The organism is Microbispora sp. KK1-11, from assembly GCF_006874435.1.
GTDB lineage: Bacteria > Actinomycetota > Actinomycetes > Streptosporangiales > Streptosporangiaceae > Microbispora > Microbispora catharanthi.
On sequence record NZ_VIRJ01000003.1, the window covers coordinates 196,957 to 217,030 of the forward strand.

Sequence of the window (20,074 nt, forward strand, 5' to 3'; positions counted from 1 at the left end):
CTCACCGGTAGACGGTCTTCTTGGCCGACCGGCCGGGGAACACGACGACCAGGTGCTCCTCGGCCCCCTCGCCGCCCCGGGCGTAGACGCGCAGCCGATAGCGTCCGGGGCCCTTCACCGCCAGGTTCGGCAGCCGGGCCCCGGCGCCCTCGTCGCCGCCGTCGGCGTACGACGGCACCTCCAGGCGGCCGCTGCGGCTGACCAGGCCGATTTCGGCCGCCTGCGCCCAGCCCTTCAACCGCAGCGGGGGAGCGGAGCCGAACGCCTTGACGGTCAGGCACATCGGCTCGTTCTCGCCGTAGGTCATCACGACCGCGGAACTGCCCGCCGCGCCGAGGAACCCGTCGTCCACGCTCGCGTAGGGGTCCTCGCCCTGGGTGGTGTCCTCCGGGTCGTACACGCCGTATCCCCCGCCCTCGAACAGGAAGTACGCGGCCGTGCCCTGCCGCCGGGCCCGCAGCCGCGGCCAGGGGTCCCGGCAGCGGGCGTTGGCCTCCGCGACGTAGCTCTCGTGGTCCGCGCGTGCTCCGTCCTCGGGCCGCGTCGCCTCGGGTGGCCCGGCGTCGTACCACGAGCCGCTGTAGGCGGGGCGGGCGGTCTCCTCCGGCCCGACCAGCACAAGGAACGGCAGCAGGACCGCCGCCAGCAGGACCGGTCCGGACGGGCGGAGCGGCGCAGGTTCCGGCGGCGTGCCGCGCGGGCCGGTGAGTTCGCGGGCGGAGCGGGCCAGCCACACCGCGAGGAAGACGTCGAACTCCTCCAGCATCTCCATCAGCGGGGCGGTGTAGCTGAACGCCCACAGGACGGCGACGGCGGCGAGAGGGGTCGCCAGCGACACCGTGACGTGGCGCCAGCCGGCCGTGACGGTGTCGCGGCTCCAGCGGCCGTCGCGGTGCTGGCCGAAGAGGACGGCCACCTGCCAGGCCGCCGCCATCGCCAGGCAGGCGAACAGGAGGACCCGGGGCGCCCGCACCCCGGGCACCTCGTCCATCGCGATCACCGCCAGGCCTGCGGACCCCGGCCAGGCGGTGACGAGCGCGAACACCCGGAGCCGTCCGCGGAGAGTGAGCGCGAACAGCACCTGCAGCGGGCACCACAGGGCCAGCGTGAGCGCCTCGCCGGCGAGGTCGGGGAGCCGTACGGCCGGCAGCGGGGGGATCAGGGCCTGGGCGACGGCCAGACAGAGCAGGCGCCGCAGCCAGACCGTCCGCCGGTCCGCGGGCCGAGGCGCACGCGGGGGGAAGGTGAAGACCTGGCGGAGCATCCAGGTCTTGAGCGCGAGGATCGTGAAGAGACCCACCGCGGCCGCCACAGGCGCCGCGGTGAGGCCGTCGAAGGAGTGGTCGTCGAGCGGATACCACAGCACGGCCGCCCAAAGGGCGTCGAGACGCCCGGTGACGGCCGTGATCACGGCGCCGACGGCCGAGATCGCCAGGTAGGCCCCGGCCACGATCCACCCCGCACGCTGTCGTAACACTCGGCGCCCTTTCCGGGGTCAAAGAAGGACGATCTTAGGGGAGATCGCCTCCGGCGGCGTCGGCGGCGAGCGTCCGCCGAGGTCGCGCACCTCCTGTCAAGCGCTCACCGGGCCATTCTCCGAGCTCATCTCCATGCCGGTCTGCGTGGTGGACAGCGCGGCCTCGGGGGTGAGCCGCGCGGCGATCCTGGCCGCGAGCACGTGCTTGCACGGCCCGCGTGAGCCGCGGTGGTCCCACCACCAGGGGCAGGTGCACGACCCGTCGGTCAGGCCGGCCTCCCGCACCCCGCCGTCGGTCCGTACGCGTGCCGTGTCGCCGGTGATCTCCACGGCGCCGGCCTCGACCAGCGCCCGCGCGGCCGTCAGCCGCGGGTTGAGGTGCTGCACGTGCTCCCTGTCGTAGGGCAGCTCGCGGTGGAAGTACGCCGCGTCGGACAGGTCGTAGCCGACCCGCCCGGCCGTGCCGAGCTGGGTGAGGGCGGCCCGCACCCGCGTGGAGGACAGCCCGGCGCGGTCGGCCAGCAGGCCGATCTCCACCTCGGGCTCGAAGTTGAGCAGCATCCCCACCACGTCGGCGTCGGCCTCGGCCTCGTCGGTGGCGAGGTCGGCCAGCACCGCGCCCTCGCCGGAGAAGCCGCGCCAGCGCTCCGGCGACAGGACCAGCGTGTAGCGCATTCCGGGCAGCTCCAGCTCCCACGCGCTCGACGCCGGTCCGCCGGGAGCGGCCGGGCCGTACACCTTGAGGCTCCTGGCGAAGCGGAGCAGGGGCAGCAGCGTCGCCAGGCGGCCCACGCCGGACAGGCACACCGCTCCGGGGCCCGGCCGGTCGGCGACGCGCAGGTCGCGGCCCGCGGGGGCGACCCACAGGTCGGCCGTCGCCCGCTTGGGCAGGGACCGCAGGAACCGCACCGCGCTCATGCCGTGCAGCTCGGCCCGCAGGTCCATGCGCGCCGCGATCACCTGTACCTCGGCGAACCCCCGCAGCCACCGCTCGGGCAGCGGCACCTTCTTCTCCACCACCGCGCCGTCGAGCGTGGTCACCGTGAGCTCGTCCGCGCCGACCCCGAGGTGCAGCGGGTCGCGCGCGCCCACCCGCGCCAGCGCCTCCCGCAGCGGGCCGTTGACGTCGACGTTGGTCGTCCCCCGGTCGAACACCTCGCCGTCCAGGGCGTTCTCGAGCAGGTCGAGCCGGGCGTACACCCCGCCGCAGGCGGAAAACGACTCGAACCGCAGCCGGTCGCCGCCGCACGTGACGACCGGATCGCGCGTCCACCCCGGACGCGGCTGGTGATAGCGGGTGAGGGCCACGTCGGCCACGCCCAGCAGGGCCGCCGCCGCGGGCGCCGCCTGGGTCACCACCCCGCTGAAGAACCTCGGCGCCACGGCGGGGCCGCTCAGGGCTCTGCCGCCGGACGTCGAGAGCCCGAGGCGTCCGTCCACCAGCATCGAAGGCGCGGCGTAGCTGTACGCCTGCGTCGCGTTTGTCATGTGCCGGAGGCTAGAGATCACCACTGACAAATCGCCGCCCGTACGGCGGGCCGTACGGGCGGGAGCTCAGAGGCAGCCGGAGTGGGGGTCCTTCACCTCGGGCGCGGTGTCGTCGACCGTGACCTCCAGTTGGGCGGTCGAGGCCACCAGGCTGCCGGTGGGCGCCTTCGCCTCCTTCTCGTCCACCACGACGCCGCGCTCCCCGAGCAGCTCGTAGGTGGAGGGGTCGAAGATGATCTCCGCACGCACCCCGCGGGAGACCCGGCCGACGCCGATGCCGGTCCGCCCGGCGGCGTCCTCGGTGTTCTCGGTCACCGTGACCCCGGGGATCGTGGCGGCGGCCTTGAACAGCGCCGCGCGCTGGGGCGCCGGCACGTACGTCTCCCGCAGCAGGTCGCCGACGGCCGTCCACGCCTCCGCGTCGGGCGGATTGTCGCCGTGCGGCCGGTCGTACAGGTAGGCGCGCATCTTCTCCGGGTCGGCGGGCAGCTTCTTCAGGTTCGTGTAGGCGGTGTCCCGCACGCTGTTGCAGGCGGGGAGCCGCATCCACTCGGTGCCCTTCTCCGTGTACGCCTCCGGCGGGATCGGCCAGCCGGGGTAGGCGTGAGGCTCCAGATTCTCGATCCTCAGCGCGCCGTCCCTCGTGCCGTCGGCGGACAGCCAGATCGTCCGCTTCGTCCGGTAGAGGTAGCGGGACTCCTTCTCGTCCTCGCCGGCCACGTCGGCCTCGTACATCGTCTGGGAGCTGACCTTGACGAACTGGTCGTCGCGCGGCGACAGGTCGGTCACCGCGCCGGCCGCCCTGCCCAGCACCTCCTCGGCCGACATGGCCGACACCTTCGGCAGCGTCACGACTCCCGGGCTCACCTTCGCCGGCCGGGCCTCCGGTTCCGTCGGCACGGTGGTGACGGCGACGACGCCCGCCGCGGCGAGCAACGCCGTCCCGCCCGCCAGAAGCAGGTACGGGCGCGGGCGGGCGGGACGGCTCGTTGGGTCGGCCAGCCGCCGCCGCACGGCCGCCTTGGCCGCCAGGGAGTAGGGTGCGACGTCGGGCCGCTCACGCGCCACCAGGTCGATCTCGTCGGTCATCACACGTTCTCCTCGGGAAGGTCGAGATGACGGCGCAGCTTCGCGCGCACCCGGTGCAGGCGCGAGCGGACCGTGCCGATGGGGATCTTCAGCGCCTCGGCCGCCTCCTCGTAGGAGAGGTCGGCCCAGGCGACCAGCAGGAGCAGGTCGCGCTCGGCGGCCGACAGCCCGGCCAGCGCGGCGGCGAGGGCGGGCCGCAGGGCGGCGGCGCTCGCCCGTTCCGCCCCGCGCTCCTCCTCGTGGGCGCCGCGCTCGCCGGCGTCACGCGGCGCACGGGCGAGCGCCCGCAGCCGGCGCACCTCCGACCGGCGGTGCCCGGAGATGAGGTTGCCGGCGATGCCGTACAGCCAGGGCCGGGCGTCCGGCCGGGAGGTGTCGTAGCGGTGCCGCTTGCGGAACGCCACGAGGAACGTCTCGGCCGTCACGTCGTCGGCGTGCTCGGGGCCGAGACGGCGACCGGCGTAGGCGTGGATCTCGTCCGCGTGCCGGTCGAAGACGCCGGCGAACCGCTCGGGCGCGGTCAGCGACGCCTCGATCAGCCCGGAGTCGCTCGGCTCGTCGCCGGCGACGCCGGGATACGTCGCCGGGGCGCGATCCGGCCCGCTGTCGTTCGCCTCGTCAGTGTCGCGGGTGCCGTCGGATCGGCGATCCGTCGCGACCGAGGGGAGGCGCGTGTCGCCGTCGACCGTCCTCACCACCCGTTGTGTCCGTTCATAGGGGAGTCCTTCCGTGGGCGTCGTCGCGCCCTTCACCCCTACTCCGCCGGACGGCCCGGGCCGGTTCCGTGGTTCGCCGGAGCGACGTCAGCCGGAAGGCGTGCCGTCGGGCCGCCTGGTCTGTCCGTCCGCCTGCCGCGCGACGAGCGCCCCCTCGGCAGGGGACGCCACGGGGGACGCAGCGGAGACCGGCTGGTCGAAGATGTCGATGTCGACCTCCTCGCCGCCGACCGTCAGCGTCTCCCAGGCTCCGCTCACCAGCAGGGTACGCAGCGTCTCGCTCCGCAGCTCGCGCAGGTGCCGGATGAGGGTCGCGTCGTCGGGCATGCCGGGAACACGTGGGGACAGGCGGTCGCGGATCTGCCGCAGGCGCTCCATGAGGGCGTCGATGTCCGCTTCCCTGGCCGGGGCGGCGCGGCCCTCCTCGATGCCCTGGACGATCGTGTCCTTGATCGCCCGGGTGACCCCCTGCTCGTCGGTGGTCACCATCGCGTTCCACGCGCGGCTCTTGTGCCGATACTGCAGCATCGACATCGCCGCCTCGTGCCGTACGAAGTCGGCGTCCCGCAACGGCCTGCCGCGCCAGTTGCGGTTGAGCGACCGGGCCAGCGAGATGGCCGACGCCAGCCCGCTGTTGAGGCCCCGCCCCGGCCAGAAGTGGATCGCGTTGGCCGCGTCCCCCAGGAGGAACCCGTACGTCCCCGGGGTGGTCGAGGTGGGGGAGTACAACCGGGCGGTGAACCGCGGCCGCTGCACCATGTCCAGCCGGAAGGCGGTGACCGCGCTCACGTCGCCGTCGGCGACGCCGAAGAGCGCGAGCCCTTCCTTCGCCCGCCTCCACAGTGCCGAACCCCTGATCAGGGCGGGCAGGAACAGCGTGTGGTGGGTTGAGCAGTGGAAGTCCCCGTCCTCGGTGCGCTCCATCAGGCAGGGGCTGGAGGCGACGCACTCCTCGAACACGTGCCGGACGGGGTCGATGCCGACGACCTCCGCGGCCTCGTCGTCGGTGAGCCGCATGTTGAGGAAGCCCTCGCCGCGCAGGGAGTTCAGGAGGAACCGGTTCTGCGCCACGGTCAGCAGCACGATCGCCGGGTCCGGCAGGCTGGACTTCACCCGCAGCCCCAGCACCACGTCCTGCAGGTGCCGGCCGTCGAGCGAGAAGATCGAGTCGTCGGCCCGGCCGAACCTGTCGGTGAAGTGCTCGCGGGTCCGCGAGCGCCCTCCCTCGCAGATGGCGAGCACGTGCTCCTTGGCCACGGCGTCCTGGCGCTCCGCGGCGTCGAATGTCTCGGGCACCAGGCGGATGCGGGCGGACCTCTCGTTCGCCATCTCCAGCAGGGTGTCCTCGATGTAGGCGATTCGGATGTTCCGCGGGCCGTAGCCGCGGATCGAGTCCGGACCGGCCGGCCACATCTCGCTGTAGGACCCCTCGGTGAACAGCCGCGACTGGACGTCCTCCGGGAGGTTCAGATACTGGCGGCTCTGCACCGTCACGACCTGCTGCCGCCGGTTGTTGCCCTGCGTGGCGTTCTTCCACACGATCCGCGGCCCGTCCTCGGTCCAGCGGCCGTCGTAGATCGTGATGGTGACCCGTTGCCCCATGAGGTGTTCGAGGAGCAGGGCGAAGGCCAGCCCGACGGGCCCGCCGCCGGAGACGGTGACGTGCAGGACCTGCTCCGGTTCGACGTCCGGAACCGACTGGCGGAACCGCTGCATCAGGGAGGTGTTCACGACCGTCTCTGAGTCGTCGAACGCCTCGAAGCGGAATGTCTCCCCTCCGATGGCGATCGTGTCGCCGGGCCGCAGCACATGGGTGGTGACACGCCTGCCGTTGACCAGCGTCCCGTTGCTGCTGCCCCGGTCGAGTAGCACGTAGCCCTCGGCCTCGCGGCGCACCTCCGCGTGGAAGCGCGAGGCCCTCTCGCTCGTGATCACCACACTGTTGTCACCTCTGCGACCGAAGGTGATCGGCTTGTCGTCGATCGGGAAACGCTGACCGGCAAGGGGACCTTCATGCCCGACGATCGCAGGTGGCATCGGTCCGCCCCCTTTCCCTAGGAAACCGCCGATGCGATCATTTATCGTGACACGCTTCCCGTCTGCTGCAAAGCGTTCCAGTCAGGACGGGCGATCACCCCTGCGCGGGCGAGGCGGGGGCCGGCGTCCCGCGGACCCGCGGAGACGCGAGAAGTTCGGGCGTGGCCGGCGAGGCCTCGATCAGCCCGGCGTCGCTCCGCTCGGTGCCCGCCGGGCCGGTTCCACCCGATGTGCTCACCCGGTGACGAGGAACCCGTTGTGGTCACGGGCCACCCCGCCCGTGCGCTCGGCGATCGCGAGGGCGGCCCGCCGGGCGGCGGCGGGAACGTCCGTGCCGTAACCTCCGTCCGCGGACAGCTCGTACGTCACGTCGTCGGCGTCCCATTCGGTGACGAAGACCTCGATCGGGCTCTCGGCGCTGGTGAGCAGCGTCGTGCCGGCGTCGGTCACCGTCGTGACGGCCAGGCCGGGCACGTCGTCCGCGAGCAGGCCGATCACCTCGTCCACCGCGATGAGCCGCCCGCCGGTGACCTCGGCCAGGTCCTCCGGCGGCTCCTGGCACTCCGGGTGCTCCCGGCCGCCGAGCCGCTCGGCCAGGCCCCGTACGAGCAGGCTCGGGCGCGCGAAGTCGCCGCCCGCCTCGCTGTCGATGTTGCGCGCGAAGAACGCGGCCGCCCAGCCCGCCGGCAGGCCCGCCCTGGCCGCCAGCTCCGGGGTCAGCTCGATCGGCCCGCGCAGCTCCACGTTCTCGCCGATCTTGAAGCCCCGCCCGTACGGCCCGGCCTGCGGGTCGTGCAGCCGCACCGTCTCCAGAACGGTCGCGGGATCGGGCGCGTACGGCAGCAGCAGCGTGGGCCCCTTGCGCAGCCGCCGGGCCATGAGGAAGTCGGAGATCATACCCATGCGGCCACTGTCCCGCCCGGCACTTGTGGTCGGCTTGGACCCGCGTGGTCGGACCCCCGTGGTTGGACCCCGTGCTCGGACTCCGGTGCTCGGCTCCGGCGCTATCGGGCGGCCGAGCCGCGGACCTGGAGGGAGGCCAGCAGCGCCGTGCTGGCCTGCGCGATCTCCTCGACCGCGCGGTCGAACGCCTCGGCGTTGTGCGCGGCGGGCGCGCGGAAGCCGGAGATCTTGCGGACATACTGCAGGGCCGCCGCCCGGATGTCCTCCTCGGTCACCTCGTCGGTGAACGGCGGGCGCAGGGTCTTGATGCTTCGGCACATGACCCCATACTGACCGATCCGTGGCGCGGTCAGGAGCGGAAGACGGCGGCGCCGAAGTCCTCGGCCACCTTCCGCAGCATCGCGGCCAGCTCCTCGCGGTCGACCGCGTCGATGCGCTCGGCCGGTCCGGACACCGACATCGCCGCGAAGGCCCGCCCGCCGTCGTGGACCGGCACGGCCATGCAGTGGACGCCGCTCTCCTCCTCGCCCAGGTCGAGCGCGTACCCCCGGTCGCGCACCCGGCCGAGCTCCTCCAGCAGCTCGCCGACCGCCGTGATCGTCCGGTCCGTACGGCGGGGCAGGCCGGTGCGCCGGAACACCGCCTCGGCGTCGTCCCGCCCGGCCAGCAGGGCCTTGCCGACGGCCGTGCTGTGCGGCAGCACCCGGCGGCCCACCTCGGCGAACATCCGCAGCCTGCGCGGCGAGGGCACCTGGGCCACGTAGACGACGTAGTCGCCCTCCAGCACGGCGAGGTTGGCGGTCTCTCCGGACAGCTCCACGAGCCTCGCGAGGTAGGGCTCGGCCCAGACCGCGAGCATCCGCTCGGCCACGCCGCCGATCCGCACGAGCGCGCCGCCGAGGGCGTAGCGCCGGTCGGACTCCTGCCGGACGTACCCACGGGCCAGCAGCGTCTGTAACAGCCGGTGGATCGTCCCGTACGGCAGGCCGGTCGTGGCGGCGATCTCCGACAGACCGGCCTGGCCGCCGTGCTCGGACAGTGCCTCGAGCACGTCCAGCGCCCGGTCGACGCTCTGCACGCTCACCGCGTCCTCCTCCTCGGCGGTGTCATCCTCAATGCGGGAACCGTCCCAGCATGCCGGGTTCGAGGCCGCGCAGCGAGGCGTCGAGCACCTCGGCCGTGTGCGCGACCCGCATATCCCCCTTGCCCGCCCTGCGGACGGCGGCCGCGATCTGCATCGTGCATCCCGGATTGGCCGACACCAGCAGGCCGGCGCCGGCGGCGAGCACCCGCTCGGCCTTGCGGTCGCCCAGCTGCCGGGCCGCCTCGGGCTGGAAGAGGTTGTAGGTGCCCGCGGACCCGCAGCAGATGGCGGACTCCTCGACCTCCCGCAGCTCCAGCCCCGGGATCGCGCGCAGCAGCTCGCGCGGCTGGGCGCGCACGCCCTGGGCGTGGGCGAGGTGACAGGCGTCGTGGTAGGCGACCGTGACCGGCAGCGGGTGGCGCCCGGCGACAGGTCCCAGCTCGATGAGGAACTCCGCCAGGTCGCGGGTCGGCAACGCCTCCGCGCGGGCCGCCCAGTCAGGCTCGCCGGCCAGCACCTCGGCGTAGTCCTTCATGCTCGACCCGCAGCCCGCCGCGTTCACCACCACGGCGTCCACCCCGGCCCGCTCGAAGATCGCGATCGTGCGGCGGGCGAACCTGCGCGCCTCGGCCTCGCGGCCCGAGTGCAGCGACAGCGCCCCGCAGCAGCCCTGCCTGGGCGGGATCACCACGTCGCAGCCCTCCAGCGCGAGCACCCGGGCCGTCGCCGCGTTGACCTGCGGGAAGAACTCGCCCTGCACGCAGCCGGTGAGCAGCCCGACCCGCGCCCTGCGGCGTCGCCTCGCCCGCACCAGCGGCGGCAGCCGTACGGGCCGGGGGACGTCGGGCGCCAGTTCGGCCATCGCGCCGAGGGAGGGGTGCACCTGTTCGAGGAACGGCTGCAGGCGTCTGCTCAGCCGCATGGGCAGCCGCATCGCCCGGAGCCTGCGCCGGTAGGGGAACAGCGCGAACACCAGCGCCCGGATCGCGCGCTCGTCCGGGCGGCGCACGTGCTCGCGCTCGACGACCGCGCGGGTCTGCTCGATTAGGCGGTCGTACCGCACGCCCGACGGGCACGCGGTGACGCACGCCATGCAGCCCAGGCAGGCGTCGAAGTGGCCGGCCATCGCGTCGGTGAGCGGTGTGCCCTCGACGTGCTGGCCCATGAGGTGGATGCGCCCGCGCGGGGAGTCCATCTCCTCGCCCCACAGCACGTACGTCGGGCAGGTGGGCAGGCAGAACCCGCAGTGGACGCAGTCTCTGATCAGCTCGGGGTCCATCAGATGCCTCCCACGAAGCGGCCGGGGGAGAGCCGGCGATCGGGATCGAACCGCTCCTTGACCCGGCGCATCAACGGCAGCGCGCCGACGCGTCCCCACCGGTCGAGGCGGCGCGCGGCCTCCTGGGGCGCGGCGAGCACGACCACCCGGCCGTCGAACATCCCCTCGGCGTCGTCACGCACCAGGCCTGCGAACCCGGCGATCTCATTGGGCAGGCCCCGCAGACCGATGTGCAGGGTCCCGGCGGCGAGTGAGCCGCGGATCGCCGGCCGCGCCCCCGACGTGTGGGCGGCCTCCCTCAGCGCGGGGAGCATGTGGGGAAGGCAGGAGACCCCGATCCTGAGCTCCAGCAGCGTGTCGTCGTCCGACGAGGGAAGCCGGTTCCACCAGGGTGGCGGCTCCTCGGTCACCTCCGCCGTCCCACCCATCGGTTCGCCCAGCAGTTCGCACAGCGTCTTGGCGCGCTCGGCCGCGGCCGCGCCCTCGACGAGGACCGCCAGCGTGCAGGGACCGTCCACGTCGGGCCAGTCGATCTCCACCGCGCTCGGCTCCAGCGGCGACTCGGTCACGGCGGGGACCGCCGTCAGCAGGACGTCGGCCGCCGACATGACCCGCTCCGTCTCGGTCACCGGCCGCTCGACGGTCGCCGTCACCCAGGCGCGGGCGGCGGGCAGGGGATGGAGGCGGAACGTCGCGTCCGCGATGATCCCGAGCGTGCCGTACGAACCGGTGAACAGCTTGCCGAGGTCGTATCCGGCGACGTTCTTGACGACCTTCCCGCCCGACTTGGCGATCGTGCCGTTGGCGAGCACGACCGTGACGCCGATGAGCAGGTCGCGGGCGGTGCCGTGGCGGAACCTGCGCGGCCCGGCGATGCCGGTGGCCAGCAGCCCGCCGACCGTGGTGCCCGGCACGGGCACGTCGAGCGCGAGCTCCTGACCTCCCTCGGCGAGAGTGCGCGCCAGCGCCTCCACGGTCACCCCGGCCTGCGCCCGGACGACCAGGTCGCCCGCCGCGTGCTCCGGCACCCGGTTCATGCAGCACAGGTCGACGAGCACGTCGCAGCGGGCGGGAGGGGCGCCCCAGTGCAGCTTGGTCCCGCCGCCTGTCGCGACGGCGGCCAGGTCGTGCGCGGCGCACACCCGCATCACGGCCGCGATCTCCTCGGCCGACTCGGGCAGCGCCACCCAGCGCGGCCGCACGCCCGCGACCTCGTCCCCGTCGCCGGCCGCGCGCACGGCCACACCGGTCTCCTCCAGCGCGTCCCGGACGTCCCGCGCGGCCATCAGAACTGCTCCGCGAGGCCGGCCTCGACCAGGGGATGGGCGCCCCTGCGCACTCCCGGCACCTCGCCGCACAGGCGGGGGGTGGGGAAGATCTTGCCCGGATTGGCGAGCCCCCGGGGATCGAACGCGCACCGCACGAGTTGCATGGTGTCGAGGTCGTCCTCGGTGAACATCCGGGGCATGTAGCGGGCCTTGTCCACGCCGACGCCGTGCTCCCCGGTGATCGACCCGCCGTGCTCGACGCACAGGTCGAGGATGCGCCCGCTGACGGCCTCGGCGCGCTCGGCCTCGCCGGGCACGGAGTCGTCGAAAAGCACGAGGGGGTGGAGGTTGCCGTCGCCCGCGTGGAAGACGTTGGCCACGCGGATGCCGTACTCCTCCTGCAGACGGTCGATCCCCGCGAGCACGCGCGGCAGCGCGGTCCGCGGCACCACGCCGTCCTGCACGATGTACGCCGGGCTGATCCGGCCCACGGCGGCGAACGCCGACTTGCGGCCCCTCCAGATGGGCGCCCGCTCCTCGGCGGAGGCGGCCACCCGGATCTCGAAGGCGCCGCCGTCGCGGCAGATGCGCTCCACGGCCGCGAACTGGTGCTCCACCTCGGCATGCGGGCCGTCCAGCTCCACCACCAGTACGGCTCCCGCTCCGGCGGGGTAGCGGCAGTGGACGGCGGCCTCGGCCGCCTCGATCGCCAGCGCGTCCATCATCTCGATGGCGGCGGGCACGACGCCCGCCGCGATGATGGCCGACACGGCGTGCCCGCCGGCCTCGATGCCGGTGAAGGCGGCGAGCAGGGTCGTGACCGCCTCGGGCGCCCGCGACAGCCGTACGGTGATCTTGGTGGCGATGCCGAGCGTGCCCTCGGAGCCGATGAACGCGCCGAGCAGGTCGTAGCCGGGGTCCCGGTCCGACAGCTCCACGATCTCCCCGTCCGGTGTGACGATCTCGGCGGCGAGCACGTGGTTGACCGTGAAGCCGTACTTGAGGCAGTGCGCGCCGCCCGAGTTCTCCGCCACGTTGCCGCCGATCGAGCAGACCTGCTGGCTGGAGGGGTCGGGGGCGTAGTAGTACCCCTGGTCCCTGACCGCCTCGGTGATGGCCAGGTTCGTCACCCCGGGCTCGACCACGGCCCGGCGGTTCGGGATGTCGATCTCCAGGATCCGCCGCATGCGGGAGGTGACGATCAGCACGCCGTCCGTGCGGGGGAGGGCGCCGCCCGACAGGCCGGTGCCCGACCCGCGGGCGACGAACGGCACGCCGTGCTCGCCGCACAGCCGCACGACCGCGGCGACCTGCTCGGCGGTCTCGGGCAGCACGACCACCCCGGGGGTCGCCCGGTGGTGGGTCAGCCCGTCGCACTCGTAGGTGCGCAGCCGCACGGGATCGGTGACGACGGCGTCCGGCGGGAGCACGGCCGCCAGCCGTGCCGTCAGCCGTTCGAGCTCGGACATCGGCTCCCGCTTCCCCTCACATCGTCACGGCATGCGCTCGTACGCAGGAAGCGTAAGGAACTCCGCGAAGTCGTCGTCAAGGGCGACCTCCTTGAACAGCGCCGTCGCCTGCGCGTAGAGCTTCTCGTCGTAGCCCGGCCCGGCGGCGATCCCGGCCAGCTCCTCCTCGATGATCCGCTCGGCGAGCTCCCGTGTCACCACCGCGCCGGTGTCGGCCAGCGTGATGTCGTTGTGGATCCACTGCCAGACCTGCGAGCGGGAGATCTCGGCCGTCGCCGCGTCCTCCATCAGGTTGTGGATGGCCGCGGCGCCGTTGCCGCCCATCCAGGCCGCCAGGTAGCGCAGGCCGACGTCCACGTTGTTGCGCAGCCCGGCCTCGGTGATCTCACCGGGGGTCTTGGACACCGCCAGCAGGTCCTCGGCCGTGACGTGGACGTCCTCGCGCTGCCGGTCGAGCTGGTTGGGCCGGTCGCCGAGCACGCCGTCGAACACCTCGCGGCAGATCGGCACGAGGTCGGGGTGGGCCACCCAGGAGCCGTCGAAGCCGTCGCCCGACTCGCGGGTCTTGTCGGCCCGCACCTTCTCCAGCGCGACCTTGTTGACCTCGGGGTCGCGGCGGGACGGGATGAAGGCCGCCATGCCGCCGATCGCGTGCGCACCGCGCTTGTGGCAGGTGCGCACGAGCAGTTCGGTGTAGGCCCGCATGAACGGCGCGGTCATCGTCACCGCGTTGCGCTCGGGCAGCAGGAACTCCCGTCCCCGGGTGCGGAACTTCTTGATGACGCTGAACAGGTAGTCCCAGCGGCCGGCGTTGAGGCCCGCGGAGTGCTCGCGCAGCTCGTAGAGGATCTCCTCCATCTCGAACGCGGCAGGGTAGGTCTCGATGAGCACGGTCGCCCGGATCGTCCCCCTGGGGATGCCGAGCAGCTCCTGGGCCCGGACGAACACGTCGTTCCAGAGCCGCGCCTCCAGGTGGGACTCCATCTTCGGCAGGTAGAAGTACGGCCCGCGGCCCTTGCCGATCTGCCGCCGGGCGCAGTGGAAGAAGTAGAGGCCGAAGTCGAGCAGCGACCCCGACATCCGCCGGCCGTCCACCAGGATGTGCTTTTCCGGCAGGTGCCAGCCGCGCGGGCGGACCACGATCGTGGCCAGCTCCCCGTCCGGGCGCAGCGCGTACGTCTTGCCGCCGGACTCGAAGTCGGTCGTACGGTCGAGGGCGTCGCGCAGGTTGAGCTGCCCGTTGATCGTGTTCTCCCAGGTCGGGGAGTTGGCGTCCTCGAAGTCGGCCAGCCAGACCTTGGCGCCGGAGTTGAGCGCGTTGATCGTCATCTTGCGGTCGACGGGCCCGGTGATCTCGACCCGGCGGTCCTCCAGTCCCGGGGCGGGCGGGGCGACCCGCCACTCGGACTCCCGGACCTTGGCGGTCTCGGCGAGGAAATCGAGCGTGCCGCCCGCGGACAGCTCCTCCTGCCGGGCCTGACGCGCGGCGAGCAGTTCCCTGCGCCTGGGGTCGAACTCGCGCTGCAAGGTGGCCACGAAGCCGAGGGCCTCGGGAGTGAGGATCTCGTCGAACCGGTCCAGCAGGGGGCCTGTGATCTCGACGCCTTCCGTCATTTTCCACCTTCCGGAAAAATAGTTCTGAATGGTGGAATCGACGCTACTTCAGGGGACGGCCAGGGGTCAACGCCAGGGCATTCCTCAGGGGGCGCTCGGGGGATTCCCTGATGGGAGACGCCGTACGCATGGACGAAGATCGAGGACATGAGATACAAGACGATGGCCGTCGCGGGGGCCGTCCTGGGAATGAGCCTCGTCGTGACGGCATGCGACGTGCGGATCGGTTTCGGCGGGCAGCAGGCCGTGGAGTCCTACGACGTGACGGACAAGGTGACCGTCCTCGACGCCCACACCGGGTCGGGCGACGTCGTGGTGAACGAGAGCGACAGGTCCGGCGTCCACGTCACCGAGACCCTGCACTGGCGCGGGGACAAGCCCGCGAACGGCCATTCCGTCGACGGTGACACGCTCACGCTGGCGTACAAGTGCGACAGCTGCTCGGTGGACTACGAGGTGGAGGTGCCGCGCGGTCTCACCATGAAGATCGACACCGCGTCGGGAGACATCACGCTGCGCAACCTGACCGGCCAGCTGAACGCCTCCACCGGCTCGGGCGACGTCGACGCGCGGGGGCTCGCCGCCAAGCAGGTCAACACCCGCACGGGGTCGGGGGACATCACGCTGCGGTTCACCGCCGTACCCGACCAGGTGCAGGCCGTGACCGGATCGGGCGACGGCCGGCTCTGGGTGCCGAACGGCGCCTACAACGTCAACGCGTCGACAGGGAGCGGCGACCGCACGATCGAGGTGGCGCAGGACGCCTCGGCGCCGCACACGATCACGGTCAGGACCGGATCGGGCGACGCCGAGGTGCGCAAGCTGTGATCGCCGTCAGGCGAGCACCGGCTGGTTGGCGCGGAAGACGCCGTCGGGGTCGCGGCGGCGCTTGATCTCACGCAGTCTGGCCAGCGTGTCCGCGTCGAACGCGGAGGCGGCCTTCTCGCCGCCGTTCAGGTAGGTGAACGGCTTGCGGCCGGTCGTGTGCGGCGCCATCGCCCTCGCGATCTCCGCCAGTCGCGCGGCGACCGCCTGCCCGGCCTCCGGCGACAGGACCGGGCCGATCATGTTCAGCAGGTACGGCTCGGCGATGTGCCCGCACGCCCCGCCGCCGTCGGCGGGCCGGCTCAGCGCGCCGCCCAGGTGGCGCACCTGCACCGTGGCCAACGGGGCGACGTCGCCCACGGCCGCGAGTAGGTCGTCCGCCACGGCGTCGCCGAGCCCGGTCAGCAGTTCACCGCGGCCCGCGCCGGGCACCGGCTGCGTCGGCTCGGCGCAGATGCCGCCCAGGGCGTCCAGGGGCATCGCCGCGCGGCTGTCGCTCAGCACGCCGGGGATGTCCTCGAACCACCGCAGCAGGTCGCGCCCCTCCTCCTCACCGCCAAGGAACGTCGAGTCCACCGCGACCACGGCGAGCCCGCGCAGCGGCTCGGGCACCTGGGGCGCCGGCGGGAACTTCGCCATCGCGAACCAGACGGTCAGCTCCGCGGGCGCCGCGGCGGTCACCTCCCGGTAGGCGGCGAGCACCTCGGGCGCCCGCTCCGCGGGCCACAGCATGCGCCCGCCGTACAGCCGCGGCGCCGGGTGCAGGTCCAGCTCCATCGCCGTCACCAGCGCGAAGTCGCCCCCGCCGCCGCGCAGCGCCCAGAACAGGTCCGGGTCGGAGTCGGCCGTCACGCGGGCCTGCGTGCCGTCGGCGCCGACCACCTCGAAGGCGCGTACGGCGCCGGCCGCCCAGCCGTGCCTGCGGGCGAACCACCCGAGCCCGCCACCGAGGGTGTAGCCGGTGACGCTGACGACGGGAGAGCTGCCGGGCAGGCCGGTCAGCCCGTGCTTGCCGGTCGCGGTCAGCAACTCGCCCCACTGCACGCCGGCCTCGACGCGCGCGGTCCGCCGCTCCGGCAGGACCTCCATGCCGCGCAACCGTCCGGTGCGCAGCAGGATCGTCCCGTCGAGGCGGGTCGTGGCGCCGTGCCCGCTCGGCTGCACCGCGACGGCGAGGCCGGCCAGCCTCGCGCAGCGGACCGCGGCGGCGGCGTCGGCCGCGTCCTCGACCTCCACGACCGCGGCCACCCGCTGGTCGACCGCCCGGTTCCACGGCAGCCGCGCGGCCTCGAATCCGTCGTCGCCGGGGACGAGGACCTGCCCGCGTACCGCACGGCGAAGGTCGGTTCCCAGGGTTGTCACGCTCTCCTCCTGCTGCGTCCGGCGGCGCCGGTCGGCCCCGCTCGTGATCAACCCTGCTACATCCCGTTTGTCGTTGATTAGGAATTGGCTCGGAATCGTCTGGTCCTACGGTAGGAATCTGTTTTCCGGTACATGTCGCGCAATGAGGAACGATGGATTTTCGCCTGTTCGGTCCGATCGAGGTCACCGACGCCGACGGCCGGGCGGTCGACATCGGCACTCCCAAGCAGCGGGCCGTGCTGACCATGCTCGCGCTGGAGCCGGGCCGCGTGGTCTCCCTCGACCGTCTCATCGACGAGCTGTGGTCGGGCGAGGCGCCGTCGAGCGCGACCGGGACCCTGCAGGCGTATGTCTCCCAGCTCCGCCGGGCGCTCGAACCCGGCCGGCCGCCGCGCACGCCGCCGAAGGTGCTGGTCACCCGCGAGCCCGGCTATCTGCTGGCGGTGGCGCCCGGCCAGGTGGACCTGGTCCGCTTCACCGCGCTGGCCGAGGACGGCGGGCGCGCGCTCACCCGGGGGGAGCACGCCGCCGCGGCCGAGTCGCTGCGCGGCGCGCTGGAGACGTGGCGGGGCGAGCCGCTCGCCGAGTTCGCCGCGTACGAGTTCGCCCAGCCGGTCGTCGCGCGGCTGACCGAGCTGCGCGCCACGGCCACCGAGAACTGGTTCGAGGCCCGGCTGGCGCTCGGCGACGCGGGATCGTGCGTGCCCGACCTCGAACGCCTGGTGGAGGACCATCCCTACCGGGAGCGGCTGTGGAGCCTGCTCGTGCTCGCCCTCTACCGGTCCGGACGGCAGGCCGACGCCCTCGCGGCGCTGCGCAGGGTCAGGGCGCTGCTCGCCGGGGAGCTGGGTCTGGAGCCCGGCCCCGGGCTGCGGCGGCTCGAGCAGGCCGTCTTCGGCCAGTCGCCGGACCTCGGCTCCCCCGGGCCGGTCCTGCTCGCCCCCGCCGCCGCCGCGCCGGTGACGGCGGTCCCGCCCGGGACCGCGCCGCGACCGCTCGTCCACGACGGGCTCGTCGCCCGGCGCGAGCAGCTCGGACGCGTCGCCGCCCGCCTCGCCGAGGCCCGCCGCGGCCGGGGCGGTGTGCTGCTGGTCGCCGGGGAGGCGGGGGTCGGCAAGACCCGCCTCGCGGAGGCGGCGGCCGACGAGGCGGCCGCCCTGGGGATGGCGGTCGCCTGGGGCCGCTGCGCCGAGGACACCGGCGCACCGGCCTTCTGGCCCTGGCTGCGGGTGCTGCGCGACCTCGGCCCCGACGGAGCGGACGCGCTCACCGCCCTGTCCGGGGGCTCGCCGGGGCAGACACCGGGCGGCGATCCCGGCGCGGCGCTGTTCGAGCTGCACGAGCGGGTGACTGAGGCCCTTCGGGCGGCGGGGCCGGCGCTCGTCGTCCTCGACGACCTGCATTGGGCCGACGCGTCGTCCCTGCGCCTGCTCGCGTTCGCGGCCGGGGAGCTGCACCGGTCGCCGGTGCTGGTGCTGGCGACGATCCGTCCTGAGCCGGGCGGCGACCCCGAGCAACTGCGTGACACGCTGGCCGCGCTCACCCGCGAACGCGGCGCGGAGCGCCTCACGCTGCCGCCGTTCACCCGGGAGGAGGTGGCCGCCTACCTGGCCGGGCGCGACCTGCCGGACACGCGGCTCGCCGCGCTGCTGCACGAGCGCACCGGGGGCAATCCCTTCTATCTGGGCGAGCTGATCCGGCTGCTGGGCAGCGAGCACCGGCTCGACGCCGCCTCGGTCGGTGTGCCCGACGGGGTGCGCGAGGTCATCGGCCGCCGCGTCGCGCGACTCCCGGAGGAGACCCGTGCGCTGCTGGAGGCGGCCGCCGTACTCGGCCGCGAGGTGAGCCTCGACGCGCTGGAGGCGGCCTGCGGCGTGGACGCGGAGGAGGCGATGCTGCGGCTCGAACCGGCCGTGGCGACGGGGCTGCTCGTCGAGGCGCCCGGCTTCGACTACCGGTTCTCGCATGCCCTCGTCCGCGACGCCCTCTACGCCGGTCTCGGCCGGGTGCGCGCGGCGCGGCTGCACCTGCGCACAGGGGAGGCGCTGGAGACGCTTCCGGGAGTCGAGGCGTCCGTGCTCGCCCACCACTTCATGGCGGCCGCCCGGGCGGGCGGCGCGGCCAAGGCGGTGGAGTACGCCGTCCTGGCCGCCCGGCAGGCCGCCGCCGGCTGCGCGTACGACGAGGCGGTGGAGTGGTGGGGCAGGGCCCTCGCCGCCCTCGGCCCGGCGGACCCCGCCCGGCGGTGCGCGCTGCTGGTGCGCCGCGGCGAGGCGCTGCGCGCGGTCGGCGACGTCGCCGGAGCGAGGTCGGCCCTGCAGGAGGCGATCGGCCTCGCCGCCGGGATCGGCGAACGCGCGACGCTGATCGAGGCCGTCACCGTGTTCGGCGCCATGTCGGTGTGGAACTGGCGCCACTACGGCGTCGTGGACGGCGAGTCGGTCACCCTGTTGGAGGGCCTGCTGGAGGAGCCGCTCGGCGACGCGGAGCGGGCCACCCTGCTGGGCACCCTGGGCCTGGAGCTGTACTACTCGCCGCGCAGGGCCGAGGGGGAGCTGCTGGCGGCCGACGGCGTGCGGCTCGCCCGCCGCACCGGCGACCCTCGCCTGCTGGCCCGCTCGCTGAACAACTACGTGATGGCCGCCTGGGTCTCCGAGCGGGAGGACGAGCGCCGCCGGGCGGTAGAGGAGATGCTCGCCCTTCCCCTGGACGCGACGGGGGAGGCCGTCGCCCGCGTCTTCCGCATGGCGCACCTGCTACGGGCGGGCGAGTTCGCGGAGTGGGACCGCGACCTTGCCCGCTGCGCCCGGCTGGCCGACGAGATCAGGCGTCCCGAGATGATCGGGATGGCGCGGATCGCCGAGGCCGCCGGCCGCACGATGCGCGGCGACTGGGCGGAGGCCGAACGCCTCGCGGAGGAGTTCACCGCGCTCATCGCGGGGTTCAGCATGTGGGGGCTCGACTACCCCGGCCTGATCACCCTCTACACCTGCCGCCGGGGGCAGGGCCGGGTGGACGAGCTGGCCGACCGGCTCGTGTCCCGGGCGCACGACCCCGACATGGTGCCGCTGCGCGCGGTCGCCGTGCTGGCCGCCCTCGACGCGGGCGACACCGCGCTCGCCCGGCGGCTGGCGGAGCGTTGGAGCGGCGAGATCCGCGACGACTGGACCGCCGAGTTCCTCGTCGTCGTGTGGGGTCACGTGGCCGCCCGGCTCGGCGTGCCCGACCCCGCCGCCCTCTACCGGAGGCTCGCGCCGTACGGGGAACGGCTCGTGGTCAGCGGCATGGGCGGCGCCGGCTGGGGCTCCACTCACCTGGTCCTGGCCGAGCTCGCGCTCGCCACGGGCGAGCGCGGCCTCGCCCTGCGCCACGCGCGCCGGGCGCACGAGACGCACCTGCGCCTGGGGCTGGACCACTGGGCGGGGGAGAGCGGCCGGCTCCTCGCCGGCCTGGACGGATGAGC

The 20,074-nt window shown here is 73.8% G+C and carries 15 protein-coding genes; 2 read left to right on the top strand and 13 right to left on the bottom strand.

Annotated features, from left to right (window positions below; all coding sequences use genetic code 11):
• Position 1: 1 nt before the first annotated feature.
• The 12 genes from FLW16_RS06340 to aceB all read right to left on the bottom strand — a co-directional run bounded on the left by FLW16_RS06340 (position 2) and on the right by aceB (position 14,424).
• Positions 2 to 1,477: a hypothetical protein gene (locus FLW16_RS06340; RefSeq protein WP_142558576.1), complete on the bottom strand. Its 1,476-nt coding sequence runs from the start codon at positions 1,475 to 1,477 to the stop codon at positions 2 to 4.
• A gap of 96 nt (positions 1,478 to 1,573) precedes the next feature.
• A complete protein-coding gene (locus FLW16_RS06345) occupies positions 1,574 to 2,965 on the bottom strand; it encodes an SWIM zinc finger family protein (protein WP_142558579.1) in 1,392 nt (463 codons plus the stop codon).
• Between the two features lie 66 nt (positions 2,966 to 3,031).
• Entirely contained in the window at positions 3,032 to 4,054 is a 1,023-nt protein-coding gene (locus FLW16_RS06350) for a CU044_5270 family protein (RefSeq protein ID WP_142558581.1), read from the bottom strand.
• Positions 4,054 to 4,749 carry an RNA polymerase sigma factor gene (locus FLW16_RS06355; protein ID WP_142558583.1) on the bottom strand — a complete coding sequence of 232 codons (696 nt, stop codon included), beginning with the start codon at positions 4,747 to 4,749 and terminating at the stop codon, positions 4,054 to 4,056. The genes FLW16_RS06350 and FLW16_RS06355 overlap by 1 nt, the downstream gene beginning before the upstream one ends.
• A gap of 108 nt (positions 4,750 to 4,857) precedes the next feature.
• Positions 4,858 to 6,807 carry an FHA domain-containing protein gene (locus FLW16_RS06360; protein WP_142558585.1) on the bottom strand — a complete coding sequence of 650 codons (1,950 nt, stop codon included), beginning with the start codon at positions 6,805 to 6,807 and terminating at the stop codon, positions 4,858 to 4,860.
• A 234-nt stretch (positions 6,808 to 7,041) separates the two neighbouring features.
• Entirely contained in the window at positions 7,042 to 7,710 is a 669-nt protein-coding gene (locus FLW16_RS06365) for a hypothetical protein (RefSeq protein WP_142558588.1), read from the bottom strand.
• A gap of 101 nt (positions 7,711 to 7,811) precedes the next feature.
• Complete coding sequence (locus FLW16_RS06370; RefSeq protein ID WP_142558590.1) at positions 7,812 to 8,030, bottom strand: DUF2277 domain-containing protein; 219 nt, start codon at positions 8,028 to 8,030, stop codon at positions 7,812 to 7,814.
• Between the two features lie 29 nt (positions 8,031 to 8,059).
• Positions 8,060 to 8,794: an IclR family transcriptional regulator gene (locus FLW16_RS06375; protein ID WP_260614952.1), complete on the bottom strand. Its 735-nt coding sequence runs from the start codon at positions 8,792 to 8,794 to the stop codon at positions 8,060 to 8,062.
• Between the two features lie 28 nt (positions 8,795 to 8,822).
• A complete protein-coding gene (locus FLW16_RS06380) occupies positions 8,823 to 10,073 on the bottom strand; it encodes a (Fe-S)-binding protein (RefSeq protein ID WP_142558594.1) in 1,251 nt (416 codons plus the stop codon).
• Positions 10,073 to 11,359, bottom strand: a complete 1,287-nt coding sequence (locus FLW16_RS06385; RefSeq protein ID WP_142558597.1) for an FAD-binding oxidoreductase — start codon at positions 11,357 to 11,359, stop codon at positions 10,073 to 10,075. Before FLW16_RS06385 ends, FLW16_RS06380 begins: the two co-directional genes overlap by 1 nt.
• Positions 11,359 to 12,810 carry an FAD-linked oxidase C-terminal domain-containing protein gene (locus FLW16_RS06390; protein ID WP_142558599.1) on the bottom strand — a complete coding sequence of 484 codons (1,452 nt, stop codon included), beginning with the start codon at positions 12,808 to 12,810 and terminating at the stop codon, positions 11,359 to 11,361. Before FLW16_RS06390 ends, FLW16_RS06385 begins: the two co-directional genes overlap by 1 nt.
• Positions 12,811 to 12,834: 24 nt before the next feature.
• Positions 12,835 to 14,424 (bottom strand): malate synthase A, encoded by a 1,590-nt coding sequence (gene aceB / locus FLW16_RS06395; protein ID WP_142558602.1) that lies wholly within the window; start codon positions 14,422 to 14,424, stop codon positions 12,835 to 12,837.
• Positions 14,425 to 14,571: 147 nt separating this feature from the next.
• Between aceB and FLW16_RS06400 the strand changes: the two genes are divergently transcribed.
• Positions 14,572 to 15,252, top strand: coding sequence for a DUF4097 family beta strand repeat-containing protein (locus tag FLW16_RS06400; RefSeq protein ID WP_142558604.1), 681 nt, complete (start codon positions 14,572 to 14,574; stop codon positions 15,250 to 15,252).
• A 6-nt stretch (positions 15,253 to 15,258) separates the two neighbouring features.
• On the opposite strand, the gene FLW16_RS06405 is transcribed toward FLW16_RS06400, so the two are convergent.
• Positions 15,259 to 16,611 carry an FAD-binding oxidoreductase gene (locus FLW16_RS06405; RefSeq protein WP_142558606.1) on the bottom strand — a complete coding sequence of 451 codons (1,353 nt, stop codon included), beginning with the start codon at positions 16,609 to 16,611 and terminating at the stop codon, positions 15,259 to 15,261.
• 152 nt (positions 16,612 to 16,763) lie between these two features.
• On the opposite strand from FLW16_RS06405, the gene FLW16_RS06410 reads away from it, so the two are divergent.
• Positions 16,764 to 20,072, top strand: a complete 3,309-nt coding sequence (locus tag FLW16_RS06410; RefSeq protein ID WP_142558608.1) for an AfsR/SARP family transcriptional regulator — start codon at positions 16,764 to 16,766, stop codon at positions 20,070 to 20,072.
• Positions 20,073 to 20,074: the final 2 nt, after the last annotated feature.

Coding starts and splice junctions, on each gene's coding strand:
- FLW16_RS06380 (WP_142558594.1), bottom strand. CDS start 10,073: ATGGACCCCGAGCTGATCAGAGACTGCGTCCACTGCGGGTTCTGCCTG.
- FLW16_RS06390 (WP_142558599.1), bottom strand. CDS start 12,810: ATGTCCGAGCTCGAACGGCTGACGGCACGGCTGGCGGCCGTGCTCCCG.
- FLW16_RS06410 (WP_142558608.1), top strand. CDS start 16,764: ATGGATTTTCGCCTGTTCGGTCCGATCGAGGTCACCGACGCCGACGGC.
- FLW16_RS06360 (WP_142558585.1), bottom strand. CDS start 6,807: ATGCCACCTGCGATCGTCGGGCATGAAGGTCCCCTTGCCGGTCAGCGT.
- FLW16_RS06350 (WP_142558581.1), bottom strand. CDS start 4,054: ATGACCGACGAGATCGACCTGGTGGCGCGTGAGCGGCCCGACGTCGCA.
- FLW16_RS06365 (WP_142558588.1), bottom strand. CDS start 7,710: ATGGGTATGATCTCCGACTTCCTCATGGCCCGGCGGCTGCGCAAGGGG.
- FLW16_RS06345 (WP_142558579.1), bottom strand. CDS start 2,965: ATGACAAACGCGACGCAGGCGTACAGCTACGCCGCGCCTTCGATGCTG.
- FLW16_RS06400 (WP_142558604.1), top strand. CDS start 14,572: ATGAGATACAAGACGATGGCCGTCGCGGGGGCCGTCCTGGGAATGAGC.
- FLW16_RS06385 (WP_142558597.1), bottom strand. CDS start 11,359: ATGGCCGCGCGGGACGTCCGGGACGCGCTGGAGGAGACCGGTGTGGCC.
- aceB (WP_142558602.1), bottom strand. CDS start 14,424: ATGACGGAAGGCGTCGAGATCACAGGCCCCCTGCTGGACCGGTTCGAC.
- FLW16_RS06370 (WP_142558590.1), bottom strand. CDS start 8,030: ATGTGCCGAAGCATCAAGACCCTGCGCCCGCCGTTCACCGACGAGGTG.